Source organism: Pseudoalteromonas luteoviolacea (assembly GCF_018100925.1).
In the GTDB taxonomy this organism is placed as follows: Bacteria; Pseudomonadota; Gammaproteobacteria; order Enterobacterales; family Alteromonadaceae; genus Pseudoalteromonas; species Pseudoalteromonas obscura.
This window is the reverse complement of sequence record NZ_JAGJEH010000001.1, coordinates 246,309-264,511: the sequence shown is the minus strand read 5'-3', so window position 1 is coordinate 264,511 and position 18,203 is coordinate 246,309. Positions and strand designations below refer to the sequence as shown.

The following is an 18,203-nucleotide window of genomic DNA, read 5'->3' as shown; positions in this document are numbered from 1 at the left end:
GCAATTAAAACATAGAACAAATTTTATACAATATGTAATATATTTTATTCATTTTTTGAAAGATAAATTAACACTCTTATCTCTACTTGTTTGGTTCTACTTCCATTACAATGTTGAGGATTCAAAATTGTGATTTACACTTAATACAAAGCGCTATGTAACTTTGCGAAAGGTATTCTTATTCTCAAACTAAAAGAACGCTTTGGCGCGCTCACCAAAGCACAACCCATATTAATTAACCGATACCCTACCTATGCTGCTTATTTATTTATAGTTACAGCAGCTGTTCTGATCTATTACCCAATACGCTATGCACTTGATCATAGGTATGGTTTAGCAATTGCAGTGGTCATTGTTATTGCTGCATTGCTATTCACAGCAGTGCGATTGTTTCAAGGCCGCTTGAGCGTTTTAAAGTGTTTACTACTGAGCACCGTACTTGGCAGTACGCTCATTTATTTTTCATTTCAGTCTCCGATTATTACAGTGATATGGCTCCCTGCATTTTTAGTTGGGGTATTTATGGTGTTTCCATTTAAAATTGCCTGCTTAACCAATATCACTTTTTGGCTGATCATTACCTATCTCAACTTTATCCATCTACATATTGAAATCGCGTTAAGATCTGCTATGTCGTCAGGCTTAATCATGTTGCTCACTGCCGTGATAGTGAAAACATATAACGAAGCCATTCATGCCGCAGAAAGCGTTGCAACAAAAGATCCGCTAACAGGCGCATTGAATAGACGTACTTTAATTGAAAACATTGAACTGGAGTCTGAACGTGTCACACGCTACGGGCAAACCTGCTCTATCATCATGATAGATTTAGATAATTTTAAAACGTTGAATGATAAATTGGGGCATGGGGTCGGCGACGAAATGTTGGTTAATTTTGTAAAGCTTATAAGTCAGTACACTCGAAAAAATGACAAACTGTTTCGCTTAGGTGGCGATGAATTTATGCTCCTTATACCCGGTATGGATGCACAAACCGCACAAACTTTTATTGCTCGCATTCAAAACCTTGTTCCAGCTCAGCTTACCGTTGAGCATGTGGCACTGGGAATGAGCTTTGGTGTATGCGAAATAACAGCTGATACAGCGGTAGAGCAACTATTGGAACTTGCTGATCAAGCACTTTACCAAAATAAAGCCCAAAGAAAGAAAAAACAAAAAGATAGTTGAAACCTTCTGATTTACATACTTTTATTCTTAAACAAATTTAAAATATGAATAATAAAACCTGAAAACAAAAACTTTTTGTTTACTTTTTGTCATCAAGTAAATAGCATGAATTGGCAGTTTATCTCAAATAAGGAAATAAAAAATGAAAGTACAATTAAAAAAGAAAAATTTAAAAACACTAAATGAGAGTAACCAACTGGCGCACAATGCAACACCACAAGTTGCGGGTGGAGAATACTCAGTTTACCCACAATGCCGCCCATCAAACCCTGTTATTTGCTATACATATGGCGGATGGCAAGGTTGTGTACCTAAGTAATAAAAGCACACTCTAGCGCTTTTTATACTTTGAAATAATACTGTCGGACTCATTGTCACTGTTCAATGGAACTGGCAGTATTTTTATTATTGTTTAACAATCAAGAGAATTTGACTCCAGAATATTCTGTGTATTGGTTTATAACCGGACTATGAAGGAGGTAAGGTCCTTTTAGGTATTGATATATAGAAATAAATTAAGCTCATGCAGTCCAAGTAACTAAGTACTTCCCTCCAAATTAAAGTTATCACATATTTGAACCTGCTATTCATAATTATCGAACAAATAACAAAGCCAAACTTGCTTTCGGAGTAAAGGAAGGTTTTAAGTATTTATACATAAACATATTAACCTAGCTACTTCCTTTGTTAGGATGACCCCCGTATTAGAAATTAACATATTTACAAACCCCATATCTCCAAGTACCTTATTTAGAGAATAAGTTAATTAAGTTATTAAGGAGAATAAAATGAAACTTGCCATCTCTAAAAAAAAGATCAAACTTTTGAGCATAGATAAAAGTACACTGGAAAACTCAGTAACCGCCCAAGTTGCAGGTGGATATACCAATGGTTCTGGCTGCTCCGGCCTTCTTTTTTGCGGTACAAGCCGTTGCCCATCACAACACATTGAGTGTGAAACTATGATCTATTGTTAAACTTTCTTAATGGGTAACGCTAATTAACACGCTTGATAACTGTGGTGGTTTTAAATTTGCTGCCATTTTAACTGGCTGAGTTAATCAGCACAGGAGCAACTGCACAAATACACTGTAGCACGGCCCCCTATTTATGTTGCCCACATCACGCTTCACATGGCTGACCCCTTATGAAGCGCCTGTTCAAATTTCGTTTTACACCAGCTCTATCTCTAAACACCCCAACAGCCGAATAGCCTCGAAACGATCGAACTTCGCTTTTTTAAGATTATTGTTAAATATATCAATATCAAAATCGGTTGCATGTGAAAAGTCTGCTCCAGATAAGTTTGTGTCGTAAAATACGGACCCTTTCAGATCTGAGTGAGAAAACTGAGCATTACTAAAATCTCCATCCCTAAAATCAACATTCCGAGCTACACAGCTATCTAAGACAAAGTCCTGTAGTGACAAACCATAGAACGAGCTATCATTGATCATGCAATCGTAAAATTTAATTGGCGAACTAAATACAAGCCTAGGCCACGCAACTTTAGTCCAATCAACACCAATTACTTTTGAATCACGAATTACAACATCAGAGAATTTACTGTACTCCAGCCATAGCATGCTTAAATTGCATTTTGAAAATTCACAGTCAATAAAAGTACATCGGTTAAAAGCCGCCTCAGAAAAGTTACAACTTAAAAACTTACATCCCTCGAACGTCTTTGAAACTATCTTTTCTCCCGAAAAGTCCGCTTGTTCAAAGGTTGTATCCCAGTATTCATTCTCTTCACTAATACTCAAAGTCCTTCCTCCATATTCAATGATGTCTAATTTTAAATTAGCTCCGTATGATTTGATACAAAGTGTAGTAACCATCATACCCGTTGATATGACGAGATAAGTTATCACTTTTGGGTGGCTAACTATTTAAGGATGCAATGTCCATTTGTAAACATTATCTGCACTCTATTCACCAGTGTGAAAATAGGACCATTGCTACAATGGCTTTTTAATACACTTGGCTCTGTCATAACCTCAATAGGCCAATGCATAAAAATCATATTTATGCCGCTGACGCGAATATATTTCAATTCCCAGCGCACAACATACTCTCTGTGAGAAATGAAGCAAGTCAATAAGGTATCATCTCAATAATTTCATACAGATACCCCCTAACTCTTGCTATTTTTGCGCTGCCCTTTTCAAAGTCTCTCTTTGTATTGAAGTGACGACAACGGCATGCTTTGTGAATGAGTAACATAGCCCTTGATATCTTTTAATCCTAAATGGATAACAGGGTCGCTCTTTTGCCAGTCAATTTCAATGAACCCATAATTCACTTGCGACGTGCTCTCACCAACGCGGTGTTTATTTGGGCTGACATCTTTCCACTTTTGAGTTAACCCTGAGCTCGTTACCTCCCATAAAGGATAACCCAGTTTTGTTTGATATTTTGATAGTTCACCCCAGTGGGTGTCACCACTTATCATGATCACACCACCTATTTGATGCGTTTCTATAAAATCAAATAGCCTTTTTCGATCAGCTGGAAAATTTGCCCAACTCTCCCACCCTGTAAAATCTGGGATCAACTGCAAACTAGAGGAAATTATTTTCACCTTAGCCGGCTTTAAAAGCTCTTGCTCTAGCCATTGCCACTGCTGCTCTCCTAGCATAGATGTAGTATCGTCAACAGGCCTATAAGGTCCTTTATTGTTGAATAAGCTTCCAACCCAGTAACTCAATGTACCTACCGAGTTGAGCTGTGGTCGATTCCAACGTAGATCGGGCATGATAACTTGAACACTTTGCTCACCTTCTCCAAACAAGTATGAAGTATAAATTCCTGAATCACGTGTGCGCCTCTGGCTTTCTTTTGGCTCTTGCCAAAAATCCAGCATTATCTGTCGCGATTCCTCCTTAAGTGGGTACTCTTCTCCTGCATCATTTTCGCCGTAGTCATGGTCGTCCCACATGGCGATGACAGGAGTACGCTTTCGCAGTGCCTGAAACCCAGGTTTGCGCGCCAACTTTTGATACTTGGCTTTTAACTCATTCATGTTTTCGGTGTCGCCGTATATATTATCTCCCAAGAATATAAATAGGTCAGCTTGTTCTTGATTGATGGCGTCAAAAATTGGAATCGCTTTATCTTGATGGCTGCATGACCCAAAAAGAATTTTATCGAATGAGCTAGCCGCGTAGAGACAACTAGAAAAGCAACTTATTGCGAAGATAAAAAAGTGAAGAAAGCGTTTTATATTCATCATTATAAAATTTCTTGTGGTTTTATGCTTCATAACTTCATATCCCACAGCAAACACATTAGCTGTTTACCATAAAAATAAAGAAGTCAGCAGATATTGTCGTCAATTGAACGAATAATCTATGGCATCGAGAAGAAGATGAGCTACACGGATTATCGTATAGCTCAGAAGTTTGTTGCGCAGCATAGTATTTAAGGCGAGTTATGTAACATGGTCCGTGCTTTCGCGGTGTACACAACAAAATCAAACCTATCGACTAATAAAAACATCCGTTTCAACTGCACAACATTGAGATTTGTGATTGGTGGTGTTTTACAACACCACACCCACTCTCTTTAAAAACGTGTTTGGAAGTTAATTGCAGCAGTTCGAGGCGCACCTATCCAACCACCCCAACCACCAGCAACACTGCCTATGTAGCTCTTATCAAACAAGTTGTTTACTGTAAGTCTGATAGAAGCCCCCTTTAAGGCTGAATCAAAATTTTCTAAGTCAACAGCAATATATAAGTCGCTTACCGCATAAGCGTCAATACGCTGAGTATTGTCTGCATCCATCCAGCGCTCACCGATCCATTTGGTTGAAAGCCCGGCTGAGTATATGTCTGACTGCCAATCTAAAGACAACACAGCCATATCTTCAACTGAACCAAACACCGTATTACCTGCTTTAATATCTACCGTACCATCTGTGTACTCTGAATCATTGCTGGTATAAGACAGGTATACCGATAGAGCTTGGTTGGGGTAATAAGTCAGTGACGCCTCAACTCCTGAGGACTCAATCCCCCCAGTGTTGATGTACTGGCCACTAGTACCGACAAGATAGTCATTACCTGAAGCAGATTCAGGCGCTACGAATGTTAATCGGTTTTCAAAATCAATGCTGTAAAGTGTGATACTCGCATCAAAGTCTTGGTTGTCATAACGAATACCCAAGTCCATGTTTTCAGCTGTTTCAGGTTCAATATTGCCTAATGCCGACGCATCCGCTTCTAACACCTGATCTTTTATCGCCGCAAAGTTTTCCGCGTAACCAGCAAATACTTCTAAGCCTTCAACAGGCGTATACCAGACAGCACCAGCTGATAACAGCGTGTCGGAGTCTGAATTTACCGATTTATCAACGCTAGTGAATTTATCGTGGCTGTCTAAATCTACTAAGTACTTTTTAACGCCAGCGCGCACTGTCACACTTTCCATCTCTACTGAGTCTTCAAGGTACAACATCGTTGTGGTAACTGGATAAGTACGGTCATACTGGATCCAATACGGTGTGTGGTCAAAATCAAAACTGCTCTTCGAATCGATGATTTTGTGCCAGTCTCGGTACTCTGAACGCTCATAGTCTTCGTACCAAATTCCACCACGTACTATGTTGGTGTACTCTCCAATTTGCGTTTCCCACGTAAGGTCGGCATTTATGCCGAAACGCTCTTTTTCGTAATGGCTGTTGCGATATGATCCAACAGGGCGTGCGCTTGAATCGTAACAGTTAGGATCATACTCTGCATCTGCACCACCATAAGGGAAAGTAATAGAGCTCTCACATCCTTTGGCTGGCGTCAGGGATTTACCATCAGCACCTACAAAATAAATTTTACCTAATGAACTGCCGCCTTGATATGTCGTACCAGACACCAATTCGCTGTGGCCATTGGCACCGTCGTGATTAACATCAACGATATAAGGTGGTACCCAGTCACCACGGCCTTCATTTTTGTGGAAATACGCATTGGCCGTTACCTCAACCTCACCGATCATTGTGTCAACCTCAACATAGCCAAATAGGTTTTCGCGCAGCGTAGACCAACCACGGCGATACACTTGATCAATATAAGGAATACCTGTCCACTCACCGGTTAGTCCATCGGACTCAGGGTTCTGTTTAAAGCTCTCTAACGACACTCGTTGATAGTTATCTTCATGCACGTCGTCGTACGAAAGGTAGGCTGTGATCTCTAAATTACTGTCCATGCCTTTGACAAATTTAGATGCAAAGTGATCGCGTTTATTCTCGGCAGTTCCCGTTATCCAGTCACTGTTGCTCGAGTTTGAATAGCTAAACCAGCCATAGGTATCATCCATAACCTCGCCTGTTTCAACACGCATATAGTATTTTTGCGCGTCAAAATTAGCCAGTGACAGGCTAGCTACAATGCCTTTTTCCGTTCCTGGGTTGATAGTTGTAAAGTTTAGGGTACCGCCCAGCGCTTCATTTGAGCGTGAACCGATATCAGCAGTACCTTGAGAAACTTCTACAGCCATTAAATTTTCAGTGTCGATATAACGGTTTGCCTTAGCACCACCACCGTAATTCGAGTTACCATTTGAGATACCGTCAATGGTAATACCGACTTGTTGTTCATCTAGACTTAACTGAAAGCCTCGAATAGACACAGTTGTTGACCAATCATCAGAGCCAAATGTATCACCTTCGTTGATAAGTACACCAGGCAAATTATCGATCATCGCCATCGCACTGGTCATGGAAGACTGTTGTTTAAACATCTCTTCAGACGTTGCATTATTAGCGTAAGAAACACTCTTTCCAACGACCATGATCTCTTCGATCTGTTGATCTGCTTTAGCCTGATCATCTTCTGCCAACACAGGAGCCGACAATGCTGTTGCCACAGCCATTGCGAGCATAGATATTTTTGTAGAGCCTGTAGAGTATAAAGTTTTCATTATAATTCCCGAAAGTGATTGGTACATACCAAAAATACGAACGGGCGAAATCTTAGTGCGAGTGCATTACAATGGTTTTACAGATTTATGTAATATTTAAATAATTGGTATGTACCAAAATATCTAAATCTATAAACATGGCTTGTTGAGTGCTTTGTAATGTGATAACAATAAATTAATAAAATACAGATAAAAAACTGATAACTTATGAGCAACGTTTGTTTCGCCTATGTACATGTGCGTGAAGCCATTAGCCAACAGATCATTGAACAACACCTCACAGGTAGCTTACCTTCGGAGCGAGAGCTCTGTGCGACCTATGACGTTGCTCGTTCTACACTGCGCCAAGCCCTTGGGCAACTTGAACATATGGGGTTAATATATAGAAAAAACCGCAGTGGTTGGTTTGTGTGTCCACGCAAACTGAAATATGACCCAATGCAACATACTTCATTTTTGCAATACACTACTGCTCAAGGGTTCCAACCCAGTACTAAATTAGTTGAACAAAAAAAGCAAAAGCCCTGTAAAGAAATAGCCGCAGCACTTGAGTTAGATGCCCGCACGAGTTTGACAAGTATTCTGCGCGTACGCTCAGTCGACGGGAGGGCCGTAGTCGTTGAAAACCTCAATTTTAGCAACAAACACCTACCTGATATTGACAAGCACGACTTGTCATTGTCCATCAGCATTTTACTCAAGAATACCTATCATCAACACGATGTTTTATATGATGTGACAGTCGAGTCATGCTGTTTATTTAACCCGATCGCACAATTATTAGATACCTATGACGGAGCGCTTGGACTCAAAGTCACCCGGATCGTCAGAGACAAAGATGGCATAGCTTTTGAGTTTGATCGTGAATTTTGGCGTCACGATGCACTAATGATAGAAAACAAGGCCAAGCTACATTTTTAGAATTTGGAGTTTTGTAAAACAACTGACATAAAGTCAATTTACACTTTCCAAATTCGAAACAGCCCACCAATTGGTACATACCAAAAAGGGGCGTACCAATTAGAGTGTCTAATGTTCAGTCACTTGGGCAAGCAAATTCGTACCCATATTGATTCTAGTACAGTACTATTTTGTATCTATACAATCATTGCTGCGTGCAGTACTTATGCCTTTATGTATGGGTTCAGAAAACCCGTTGCTGTGGGCTTATTTCAAAGCGCAACCTGGCTAGGCTTATCACTAAAATCCTTATATCTGACAGCTCAAATCTTGGGCTATGCACTGTCCAAGTTCATTGGAATAAAAGTGATTTCTGAGCTACGAAATCAAGGCCGTGCCAAAACCATCATTTTCCTAGTTTTAGTCGCTTGGCTTGCACTGCTGGGGTTTGCTATTGCACCTGCGCCATGGAATGCATTGTTTATGGTGCTGAATGGCCTACCTTTGGGCATGGTTTGGGGGGTAATTTTTAGCTATTTGGAAGGTCGAAGAGTAACAGAAATATTGGCTGCGGGGCTGTGCGCTAGTTTAATTATTGCGTCCGGTTTAGTAAAAAGCCTCGCCAGTATTCTTATTTTAGACTTCGGTATTACCGAGTTTTGGATGCCATTTGTTACTGCAACCCTCTTTTTACCACTGCTATGCTTCACAGTATGGATGCTCGACCAAATCCCGCCTCCCAATCAAGATGATATTGCCGCGCGATGCGCCCGTGTGCCAATGACTAAAGCCGATCGTATAGCACTGCTAAAACTGCTGGGTTTTGGTCTTACGATGTTGATTATCGGCTATATTCTATTAACTATTTTACGAGATCTACGAGATAGTTTTGCCGCCGACGTGTTCAAAGCAACCGGTCACGAAGGTTCGCCAGCGCTATTTACTATGACTGAGCTCCCAATTGCGTTAGTTGTTCTGGTGATTATAGCGCTATCAAAGCTCGTTAGATGTAACCACACTGCTATGATCATCAACCACTTACTGATCTTTATTGGCTTTATAATTACGTTACTAAGCTCAGTTGCATACCAAGCTAGCAATTTGAGCACTGTCAGCTGGATGATTTTAAATGGCATTGGTTTGTACTTAGCGTATGTACCATTCACAACCACCTTGTTTGAGAGACTTATCGCAACGTTTAATCGCCCTGCTAATGTCGGTTTTCTGACCTACTTAGCTGATTCATTTGGTTATTTAGGTACCGTTGCAGTGATGGTTTATCACGGTTTAAACAGCAACGCTTCAGACTGGAATACTATTTTGCGTGAACTGGGAGTTTTAACCGGAGCAATAGGCTCGCTATTGACACTTATTTCACTAGGTTACTTTACTTACAAAGAAAAAGCCCTTAAACACAGTGTGCAAATTACACAAGCTCAAACCTATAAATAAGCTGAGCTCACCAATAATTTATGTTTACCCTCGCTTCGATTAAATGGCTCTAGGAAGCATTATATAGGGTTTTTGAACTATATTCTGATAACCTTACCAATCCAGAATGATATATATCGTGTTCTAATCAACCAATTTGATATTGTTTCAATCACGCACTTTTCAAAAAATGATAGAAACTTTAAAACCACAAAAACGTAAAAATTAGTTTAATTCGCCCTTAAGACCCTAATTGTCACTGCTAAAAAAACAAAAGGCTAAATTTAATCAAATAGTAGAGTTAAAGCGTTATTAAATACAAAACACGCCAATCACAATGCGGAATGCATACACAAACCGCATTATAGAAATGAGCCTTTAATTTACCTGGAAATATAGTGGAGGATTAAATGAATTAAGTGCGCGGTCCTCAATAATTTGCCCACTCTTAAGGTTTCTATTTGCTGTCGATAGCCACGACTGTACGACACCATTTATTTTTACAGCGACCGCAACGTCATTGCCTAAAGCGCCAACATCAGTACATAATTTAACTTGCAGTCTCTCATCTTCCCCCTGCCAAGCGCACTGCAGTAACACCTCTTCAACCCCGTCCACAATCCGCTTTTTAGGGTAAGGTCTAAAATAAATAGGATCTGTATCACACGCGGTTGAAGACGGCGCTTCAACCACCGCATTCCCGTCACCAAACAAGTCTAGCGCACTACTATTAAAGTACATTGCACACTGGTTGGAACCACTGGCTTGTATTTTCGTGGCTACCGGGTGGTTGACTAATTGGCCTTTAATATCTTTGCAATACAAACGATGAAAGTTACTTTCCCCTTTTTCCCATTTGCACTCTAAGAGTGTTTCCTCTATGCCATCAACAAGCTGTGTTTGGGGTGCCGGTTGAAAGGTAGCTGAATAACTATAACAAGCTGATTTTGATCCTGAGACCTGAATACTTCCCTTCAATTCCGTTCGATAACCGTCATACCAACTTATGGTACAAAGATTATGACTGGGTATATTCACTCGATTTGCGATTAGTATATCTGGTTTACTTGCATCCACTGGATTGCTGCAAAGTTGGCTTTCCCATGTGCCCAATTCATTTTGATTATCAAGCTGCCAGTAGCAAGATAACGGAGCACTCTGTGCAAATGCAGATCCAGCACTAGCGCCAATTATCCATGCTGATACTTTTAAAAAACGGCTTAAGTTAATTTTCATTCTAATTGTCCTTTTCGATGAAGTTTATTTTATGTGTAGAGTGTTAACTTGGATGCATACTAACAGCGAAAAACTTGAATAGATACAAGCGACAACAGTTATTTACAATCAATAACGTGACACTACAGACGACAAACTTCTTTTACTAAAAAAGAGCTTTAAATACCTATTATTCATAATTTATACAGGTTGGAGGTGGGGGGATGTAGCAAGAACCGTTACAACTGAAAATAATTAGAGAGTCTATCCAAAAAAGTCAGGGATGAACCTTCCTTCCAAACTTGTATATCAGCTATCTTGAAGTTTTTTCCATTAGACAAAATGTTTTGTGAAGCTTGTCACTTTGCTCTGCGTTATTGCTTGAAGACGCACAAGCTTTTCCAGTCGTCTATGGACAAGCCTACCCAATATATGGGGTAATCTCAAAATATCGCCAGAGACAACTCCGGGCCTCAAGCGTTTAGCGCGGATTTAAGTACTATAGAACTAGCTGGGGGCTAGCGAAAACCCAACCCCCTGTATTGACTCCATGCCAGCAAATGAAGCCACTAGCCAATGTTAACCCTATGCTCTTTGGCTTTTCGAGCGTCTAATAAAACTTTTAGGTTAAACAGTGCTTGCTCACCTGCACGTTTACCATTTTCATGCAGCCGTGCTTTTTGAGCCTCAGTTAAATCAAAATCTAATGTGCCACATTGTTTGTCTTCCACAGGCTCTGCTAGCAATTCATCTAGCATACTTTGCAGTTCATTTATTGATTGATCTATCGCATCGATATGTTGGTTAAAAAGCGTCGCATCACTATCACCTTGTGGCAGTGCATTAAACTTATTGATAAGCTGATTTTTTACTGAATCAAGGATCGCTATCTCTTTATCCAACTCAGCCTTTTGTTCAGCAAGTTTAATACGTTTTTGCTGAACTAGTTCAGGATCATCAATCTGCATTGTTAAACTGATGTCATTCACAACCAGTTTGTTACGCAGATAGTGTTCCATAAACTTATCGTGTGCATCGGTTAAGGTATTTACATGAGCCAGTATGAAAGGCAATATCCGCTGACTTCTTGCAACCAAATGTGACTCTTCCCCAAGCTTAAAACCACAAATTGGAATATCATCATCGTCGTCAATGAAAGACGCAACTGGGAAATTAGATAACATACCGCCATCGACTAACTGGTGTAGTTCATTTGTTTGTGGGTTTTCTAGTAAAACCGTTTGAAAAACAAGCGGAATACTCATACTTGCTCTTATCGCTTCAGCCACTGAGAAGTCCATGTAAAAATGCTCTTTTTCTGGGTTATCCTGATAGCCATAATCCAACAAGTCTTCAGGAAAACGAACCAGACGATTCGCTGAGATGTCCGCAGCCATCACGTGCAACTCTAGCGGCAGCTCACCAAAAGTTACTGGATTATTTAAGTCTTTGTTTTCTTCTGTGCGTAACTTATTCTGTAAGAGTGTTTCCATCTCGTGAATAAATGCCTTACCTTCAAACAAGCCACCGTGATAATACAGGCTTAAAAAAGAAGACAATAAGTTATCTTCGTTCCCTTCATTTTCTAACTTCTCAAGAATAAATTCAGGTAGGTCTTTTTTCCTTAGTAACCCCAGAATTAGCTCACGCAGCGCAACTCGCACCTCCTTTTTTCCAGGCTCACCTTGGCTATCAAAATAGCCGGTTCCTTTAAAGAACAACAGCATATGGATATTTTCGGTCAATGCTTCTTCATCAATATCAAATTGGCTTTGAACCGTTTTGGCTATTTGATTGGCTATTATTTTGGTAAACCAATACGTTTTCATATTAACTTCAATCGGCAGGTCGATTGCTGACTGTTGGTGTTCGCTTAGCTCATTGAATATTGCGTGGTACTTTTTCTTGAATGCAAGCTCTTCTTCAGAGCACAGCATCAGAGGATCGACTTTTAGTAGTAGCTGAGTGCCTAGATCTACATTTAAACAATCTATCCAACGCGTCACCCCTTGTTGAACATCCTCTAACTTCGCAATGTCCATGAGCTTTATCATGTCCAGATTGCCAACCACGTCTTTAAGCTCATTTCCTCTATAACCAGCGGCAAGGAGTCCAGCCGTAATCGCGCCAGCCGATGTGCCAGCGACCCCAGCCCAATCATATTCAGAGTCGATTGCCTGAACTGCGCCAGAAAAGGCTGCGCCTTTTGCGCCGCCACCATTAAAAACACCATATACCTTATCTCTCATATCTCTATCTCCATATTTCAATGACGTACGCCAGAAAGCACAGATAGCCAATGACTACCCACATACACCTTCAAAAGCGCACTGTTGAGTGTGATTTGATCTCCACTAATGTATTTCCACATAATTTAGAAATTAGCACTCGGTAAAACGGCCCGCCATTACGGTGAATAACATCGTTTTGGCTATGAACTCTGCCACAATTGAATAGCCTAGACTGAATCGAAAAAGTCTCCAATAAAGCAAGTTTTCTCTTTAAGGTTAAACTCTGAAAGTGGGATATCTGGCCTAATCAACTTATTTTTACGTCGTCGTGGCAAAAGAGGTTTTAAGACAGTGCATCATTGTAGATTGGCTTTCCATAGCACTGAACAAGTATCAAAAATGAGCAAATCGAGCAATGGTTACTATTACCTATCGCGCTATTGGTTTTTTAACGGGTGAAGAGTGCACCCATGATGTCACATGAATTCACGAGTCCAAGGTAGGCGTGTATTTTCAATACAAAAATGAAGTTATCAGCTCACATAATGGGTAGACTATTTTCCAAGCTAAGCGTCGCAGCCTTGCGGCCAATTCAGAGCCCCCTTTGAAGTATCGGTGTCACCAAGTTCAACGGCACCTTAATTAAAATTACATAAGAAAATACTTGTGTAAAATGAGCAACAAACACAAACTTTCAATATTTACTAAACATTCTATATGTTCTAATTATTATATTGACAAGCAGATCCTGAATGGAATATATTACCGCGGTGAGCGACTTTCTATGATCTGTATCAATCCTAAGTAAAGGAAAATAAGATCTACATGAAATTGTCAAAGTTCTCAGTTTTAGCATCCTTCGAGATGTGGAGCCGTAAGAGTTCCACATAATCAAGCATAACTGGATACTAAAAAGCAGCCCTGTGGCATCGCTCCTCATTGTAGAAATTAATACGTAATAGCATGGAGATGTGCGATGGAGCATTGGTCAGATTCTTTCCCTTATATTTTTATGGCAGTCAAAGTCATTGCACTTGGCATAGCTGGCTTTTTTGCCGTTAAGTGGCACTTTGACCAAGACAAAAAACTGAAAGAAAAAGAGTCAAAAGAAAGCTAAAACTAGAAGTCGGTGAGGAAGGCACTTTATCAAGCCCTTTAAAGCGTGGGCATGTTCAATTTGGATTAGGTGCCTCCCAATACTTTTCAAAAGATAGCAACAAAGTTCCCAGCTCAAACACTTAGAATTGTGTTATTGCTGTTGCCATATTTCTATTGTTTCGACCACATCCCCACTGGCAAAGGCGCTATCAAAATTTTTCAAAGTAAATTCAGGCAAAAAGTGCTGTAACTCGGACATGACCTGCCATACACCTTTTGCACGCCCGTCAATAACTAGCTTATTGCCTCGGCTATCCACCAACTCCCAAATAGCAACAAATCCAACAACTGCATGATAGTGATAACTTATTTTAGTTAACTCCGATATTTCTAGACTTTCAACGACAAATTGATACTTTTTGCAAAACCTGCCGTCTTTTAAAAACACCTTTTCTCGTCGATATATCCATACAAGCCATGTAATTAGAATGATGGCAGCAGCTATAAAAGCCCAATACACAATTAAATCAATCAATGATCCACCCATAAACTTTCTACATTATCAGACAGCAAGCAAAGCTTTCAGTGTGTTCTCACAACTGTCAAAGTCACTATTAAATACAATCTACACAGCCTAAATCAATAAATTTACGAATAACGACGTGGCACTCTTGAGTTTCGATTGTGAATACAAGACAATTTGACAGTCAATTGATAATGATTATTAATTGCAAAACCATTAAAAGGAGATAAATGGGAATGTCGAAAATATCTAATTTAATCAGTCGTACTTGGCCTTTGCTAGGGTTAGCCTGCCTCAGTGGGTTTTCAATTAACGTATTTGCGGTTCAAACTGATGTTCAAATAAGCACTGAAGAACGCGCGTGTATGTCACTACGCTTTGATGATTTTGCCAAATTGGAACGCGGAGAAGCAGCAACCAATGTCATTGAGTCACGCTTTGTGAAAGGGTATGAAATGAGCCCGAGCGAATCCGAATGGGCATATAAGCACAGCCGGCTTATGGGCGCACCAATTCCTAAGCTTCATAAAACGCTGCCAGACCATTGCCTTGTGCGCGGTTACGTCACACCAACTATTCGCTTTGAGCTTCGCTTACCGGCGCGTGAATTATGGAACCAAAAATATTTACTTAACGCCTGTATGGGCTTTTGTGGCGATGTCAGCCCCTACCCTCCCATGGCTGGCATAGTTAGACATTACGCCACAATGAGCCATGACGGAGGCCACACTGCATACGGCTTTGATGGTAAATGGGCGAGAAATAATCAACAGCTCAAAATTGACTTTGCTTATCGAGCTAATCATGTTGTTGCAGTTGCTGCCAAGGCCATCATTGAAAAATACTACCACGCGCAACCGCAATATTCGTTTATAACCGGATGCTCAAAAGGTGGTCATGCAGGTGTTATGGCAGCCAAACGCTACCCGAATGACTTTGACGGAGTCATTGCCAGAGGCCCAACGATAAACTATACCGACGTCAATCTTATTAACTGTATGGACAATGCTCGTGCTATTTTGAACCACAGAGATAAACCCATTCTATCTCCCCAAGACATTCCTTTGATAGCCAATGCAGTTATGACAGCCTGTGACGGTAAAGATGGGCTAGAGGACGGTATTATCAGTGACCCTAGATTATGCGATTTTGACCCCCAAACACTGACTTGCCCGCACGGACAAGTAAGTGGGTGTTTGTCCCAGCAACAAGTTGACGCTGTAAAAGCCTTGTATGCACCATCTAAAAATGCTCAGGGGGATATCATTTATGGTGGATTACCTTACGGCTCTGAACCTGAATGGATGGGATGGGTTGCCCCGCAATTATCGCAGCTGATGCCTTTTCACTACTATGCTGCAACCGAATATTTAAAGTATATTGCCTATCCAACAGCGCTTGATGTCGATTACAACTGGCGTGATTTTTCATATCAAGATGAAAAAGAGAATCTGTCCCAAATCAGTAAATTGATAGATGCCGACGATCCAGACTTACGAGCATTCAAAGACCGTGGCGGAAAAATGTTGGTTATACACGGTTGGTCGGACGCTGCTATTCCAGCCTATGCGACGATAGATTGGTACGAAGATGTTGATGAGTTTATGCAAAGCCACAATCAAAAAGTCCGGGATTTTGCCCGGTTGTTCCTATTGCCCGGCGTGCTCCACTGTGGTGTCGATGGCCCTGGTAACGCCACATTTGATGCTATCAGTGCATTAGAGTCTTGGATAATTGGCGGTGTCGTACCAGATAGCTTGCTGACGCAAAAAGAAGATTCACAGGGTAACGTGATCAAAGAGCAGCCTGCCTATCCCTTTCCATTGCAAGCAATATATGATGGGAAGGGAGATCCAAATAAAGCGACCAGTTACCTTCCGGGGTTCTTAAAGTAATCTATTAAATAACAAATAACGACGCAGATGCGTCGTTATTTGTTATTACTTGCAAGAAACTATTTTTCAATATGTAGAGGCTGCATGTTGCTAAATATATGGCTCACCTTAAATGCCTCTCTCGGTTTTCCTTGAACCTTCTTAACATTGTGACATCCAAAGCAATTAACAGGGCCATCACTCTTTTTTGGAGGGGGTGGAGCCTGATGAAACGTTTCCATCGTGGCATTAGATAATGACAATGAACCACGGAAAATATTGTCTTTCGGATCTGCTGGGGTTTCATCATTTTCAGGAATTTGACCAGTAGCGGTCCAAATACTGCCAACTTGAAAGTAATTCGCACGTACATCACCCACCCCTTTCAGCAAAGGCAAAATTGAATGGTTCAATGAGATTAAATCGGTATTGCTCCTTAAAACATTGTTGCTCGAACTAATGGGTGCACTACCCCAAGGATTCTGCCGGATAACATTATTCTCTTGAATCACATTGGCTGTTGCAACGATATCACCTTTTTTGCATCTTTGATTGACACCGCATTTGAGCTTATCAGAGCGTTCTTTAGCGACAACCTGAAACTCTTGAATTTCTGTACTGGCCCTTGTATTTATTTTCGCAAATGTCCAATCACCAGAAGCGTCGAACCCTTGCTTTACAAGCTTCCCTTTGTCATTTAAATAATAAAACTTCTGATCTGGCGCGTTATCTAAATGTTCAAATGTCGCCCAAACCATTTCAGGGTGGCCTGTCACAGTGCCGACAACATGCATACCTACAAGAGCCAATCTCTTAACCATGGCATCTTTTTGTAAGGCCCATTTGGTTGTGCTTTTTCTATCGTAACTAGGGACCTTTGCATCAATAACTAAATATCGACTCGCGTCGACAGTACTGGCATCCACCCATGATGTTTTAATCTCCATCGCTAAAGTGTGACCATCTTTAAACCTGCGGCCTGCAAAGTTTTCAACTCGCCTTAATCCTTGAATTGTATTTGGGAATTCATATGCAATTTCAGTCCCTTTAAACTTGCCTTGATCTTGACCTGTTCTGTAATAAGCAAACACGTCGTTGACATTAATCCCATAGTAAGTCAATGATGCCTGCTGGGAAAGCAGCACACCATCACCTCCAGCTTGACCTGTGCTGCCAATTGGATCGTCCTGCTTTAAAGAACGAACGGAATAGCTATTGTTATCTTTATTCAAGGTGTTATTGACAAGCTGAAAATCACTTCCGACTTGAACAACATCAAAAAATGATGGCCCATCAAACACATAAGAACTCCCTACAGGAGAGGAAAGCCACAAAAACATTTGTGCTCCCCATTTATAAAAATCACAACGCTTATTGTTGTAATAATCACCGAAAACAGGGTTTAAACTATTAGCAGGATCAACGAATCCACTCTTTGAGATATTACCTTTTGCAAACCATTGACTTAGATCTGTTTTCGAAACTACACAGGTTTGTTTGACATCTGCCGGAATTTTCGTTTCAGCATGGCTGACTACACTTGCCAATGTTAGCCCTGAATACAGCGCACAAAGCGCTGGTTTAAATAGTTGTTTCTTCATTTACTTGCTCCTTGTATCACAAATGAGTACTCACATAACTTTGTAATACTATACCCACAGTTTATTGAGCCACATTACATATCGGGTTTGCTCACCCCTCATTTTCTTAGCTCAGTTTTCCGACCCAAACTGAGCATAAACCTCATTCCAAAGTAAAAGTATTACAGGGTGTTACAGTGAGAAACAAGCAAAGGTGGGTAAATTTAGACGAATCATTTAA

The 18,203-nt window shown here is 40.5% G+C and carries 14 protein-coding genes; 7 read left to right on the top strand and 7 right to left on the bottom strand.

Annotation, left to right across the window (positions count from 1 at the left end):
* Positions 1 to 345: 345 nt before the first annotated feature.
* The 3 genes from J8M00_RS28580 to J8M00_RS00980 all read left to right on the top strand — a co-directional run bounded on the left by J8M00_RS28580 (position 346) and on the right by J8M00_RS00980 (position 2,165).
* Positions 346 to 1,188 (top strand): GGDEF domain-containing protein, encoded by an 843-nt coding sequence (locus J8M00_RS28580; protein WP_211008516.1) that lies wholly within the window; start codon positions 346 to 348, stop codon positions 1,186 to 1,188.
* A 142-nt stretch (positions 1,189 to 1,330) separates the two neighbouring features.
* Positions 1,331 to 1,507, top strand: a complete 177-nt coding sequence (locus J8M00_RS00985; protein WP_211008515.1) for a hypothetical protein — start codon at positions 1,331 to 1,333, stop codon at positions 1,505 to 1,507.
* 469 nt (positions 1,508 to 1,976) lie between these two features.
* On the top strand, positions 1,977 to 2,165 hold the full coding sequence (locus J8M00_RS00980) for a hypothetical protein (RefSeq protein WP_211008514.1): 189 nt from the start codon (positions 1,977 to 1,979) through the stop codon (positions 2,163 to 2,165).
* A gap of 195 nt (positions 2,166 to 2,360) precedes the next feature.
* Here the strand turns inward: J8M00_RS00980 and J8M00_RS00975 are convergent, their stop codons facing one another.
* The 3 genes from J8M00_RS00975 to J8M00_RS00965 form a co-directional block, all read right to left on the bottom strand.
* A complete protein-coding gene (locus tag J8M00_RS00975; RefSeq protein WP_211008513.1) occupies positions 2,361 to 2,954 on the bottom strand; it encodes a pentapeptide repeat-containing protein in 594 nt (197 codons plus the stop codon).
* 401 nt (positions 2,955 to 3,355) lie between these two features.
* A complete protein-coding gene (locus J8M00_RS00970; RefSeq protein WP_211008512.1) occupies positions 3,356 to 4,423 on the bottom strand; it encodes an alkaline phosphatase D family protein in 1,068 nt (355 codons plus the stop codon).
* 332 nt (positions 4,424 to 4,755) lie between these two features.
* Positions 4,756 to 7,110, bottom strand: coding sequence for a TonB-dependent receptor (locus J8M00_RS00965; RefSeq protein ID WP_211008511.1), 2,355 nt, complete (start codon positions 7,108 to 7,110; stop codon positions 4,756 to 4,758).
* Positions 7,111 to 7,317: 207 nt separating this feature from the next.
* Between J8M00_RS00965 and J8M00_RS00960 the strand changes: the two genes are divergently transcribed.
* Together J8M00_RS00960 and J8M00_RS00955 are read left to right on the top strand one after the other, a co-directional pair.
* Positions 7,318 to 8,031, top strand: coding sequence for a UTRA domain-containing protein (locus J8M00_RS00960; protein WP_211008510.1), 714 nt, complete (start codon positions 7,318 to 7,320; stop codon positions 8,029 to 8,031).
* A 111-nt stretch (positions 8,032 to 8,142) separates the two neighbouring features.
* Entirely contained in the window at positions 8,143 to 9,462 is a 1,320-nt protein-coding gene (locus J8M00_RS00955; RefSeq protein WP_211008509.1) for a DUF5690 family protein, read from the top strand.
* A 357-nt stretch (positions 9,463 to 9,819) separates the two neighbouring features.
* Here the strand turns inward: J8M00_RS00955 and J8M00_RS00950 are convergent, their stop codons facing one another.
* Together J8M00_RS00950 and J8M00_RS00945 are read right to left on the bottom strand one after the other, a co-directional pair.
* Positions 9,820 to 10,677: a hypothetical protein gene (locus tag J8M00_RS00950; RefSeq protein WP_211008508.1), complete on the bottom strand. Its 858-nt coding sequence runs from the start codon at positions 10,675 to 10,677 to the stop codon at positions 9,820 to 9,822.
* A 548-nt stretch (positions 10,678 to 11,225) separates the two neighbouring features.
* A complete protein-coding gene (locus tag J8M00_RS00945; protein ID WP_211008507.1) occupies positions 11,226 to 12,905 on the bottom strand; it encodes a patatin-like phospholipase family protein in 1,680 nt (559 codons plus the stop codon).
* A 958-nt stretch (positions 12,906 to 13,863) separates the two neighbouring features.
* Between J8M00_RS00945 and J8M00_RS00940 the strand changes: the two genes are divergently transcribed.
* Positions 13,864 to 14,004 (top strand): hypothetical protein, encoded by a 141-nt coding sequence (locus J8M00_RS00940; RefSeq protein ID WP_023398012.1) that lies wholly within the window; start codon positions 13,864 to 13,866, stop codon positions 14,002 to 14,004.
* Between the two features lie 132 nt (positions 14,005 to 14,136).
* Here the strand turns inward: J8M00_RS00940 and J8M00_RS00935 are convergent, their stop codons facing one another.
* Entirely contained in the window at positions 14,137 to 14,520 is a 384-nt protein-coding gene (locus tag J8M00_RS00935) for a hypothetical protein (protein ID WP_211008506.1), read from the bottom strand.
* A gap of 224 nt (positions 14,521 to 14,744) precedes the next feature.
* Between J8M00_RS00935 and J8M00_RS00930 the strand changes: the two genes are divergently transcribed.
* The gene (locus J8M00_RS00930; protein WP_211008505.1) at positions 14,745 to 16,403 is read left to right on the top strand and encodes a tannase/feruloyl esterase family alpha/beta hydrolase; all 1,659 of its coding nucleotides are present in this window, start codon (positions 14,745 to 14,747) and stop codon (positions 16,401 to 16,403) included.
* Positions 16,404 to 16,462: 59 nt separating this feature from the next.
* Here the strand turns inward: J8M00_RS00930 and J8M00_RS00925 are convergent, their stop codons facing one another.
* Positions 16,463 to 17,983 (bottom strand): hypothetical protein, encoded by a 1,521-nt coding sequence (locus J8M00_RS00925; RefSeq protein WP_211008504.1) that lies wholly within the window; start codon positions 17,981 to 17,983, stop codon positions 16,463 to 16,465.
* Positions 17,984 to 18,203 lie beyond the last annotated feature (220 nt).

Bases quoted from the DNA above. Each gene is read 5' to 3' on its own strand.
- J8M00_RS00925 (WP_211008504.1), bottom strand. From the start codon at position 17,983: ATGAAGAAACAACTATTTAAACCAGCGCTTTGTGCGCTGTATTCAGGG.
- J8M00_RS00930 (WP_211008505.1), top strand. From the start codon at position 14,745: ATGTCGAAAATATCTAATTTAATCAGTCGTACTTGGCCTTTGCTAGGG.
- J8M00_RS00960 (WP_211008510.1), top strand. From the start codon at position 7,318: ATGAGCAACGTTTGTTTCGCCTATGTACATGTGCGTGAAGCCATTAGC.
- J8M00_RS00985 (WP_211008515.1), top strand. From the start codon at position 1,331: ATGAAAGTACAATTAAAAAAGAAAAATTTAAAAACACTAAATGAGAGT.
- J8M00_RS00950 (WP_211008508.1), bottom strand. From the start codon at position 10,677: ATGAAAATTAACTTAAGCCGTTTTTTAAAAGTATCAGCATGGATAATT.
- J8M00_RS00940 (WP_023398012.1), top strand. From the start codon at position 13,864: ATGGAGCATTGGTCAGATTCTTTCCCTTATATTTTTATGGCAGTCAAA.
- J8M00_RS00955 (WP_211008509.1), top strand. From the start codon at position 8,143: ATGTTCAGTCACTTGGGCAAGCAAATTCGTACCCATATTGATTCTAGT.
- J8M00_RS00965 (WP_211008511.1), bottom strand. From the start codon at position 7,110: ATGAAAACTTTATACTCTACAGGCTCTACAAAAATATCTATGCTCGCA.
- J8M00_RS00945 (WP_211008507.1), bottom strand. From the start codon at position 12,905: ATGAGAGATAAGGTATATGGTGTTTTTAATGGTGGCGGCGCAAAAGGC.
- J8M00_RS00970 (WP_211008512.1), bottom strand. From the start codon at position 4,423: ATGATGAATATAAAACGCTTTCTTCACTTTTTTATCTTCGCAATAAGT.
- J8M00_RS00980 (WP_211008514.1), top strand. From the start codon at position 1,977: ATGAAACTTGCCATCTCTAAAAAAAAGATCAAACTTTTGAGCATAGAT.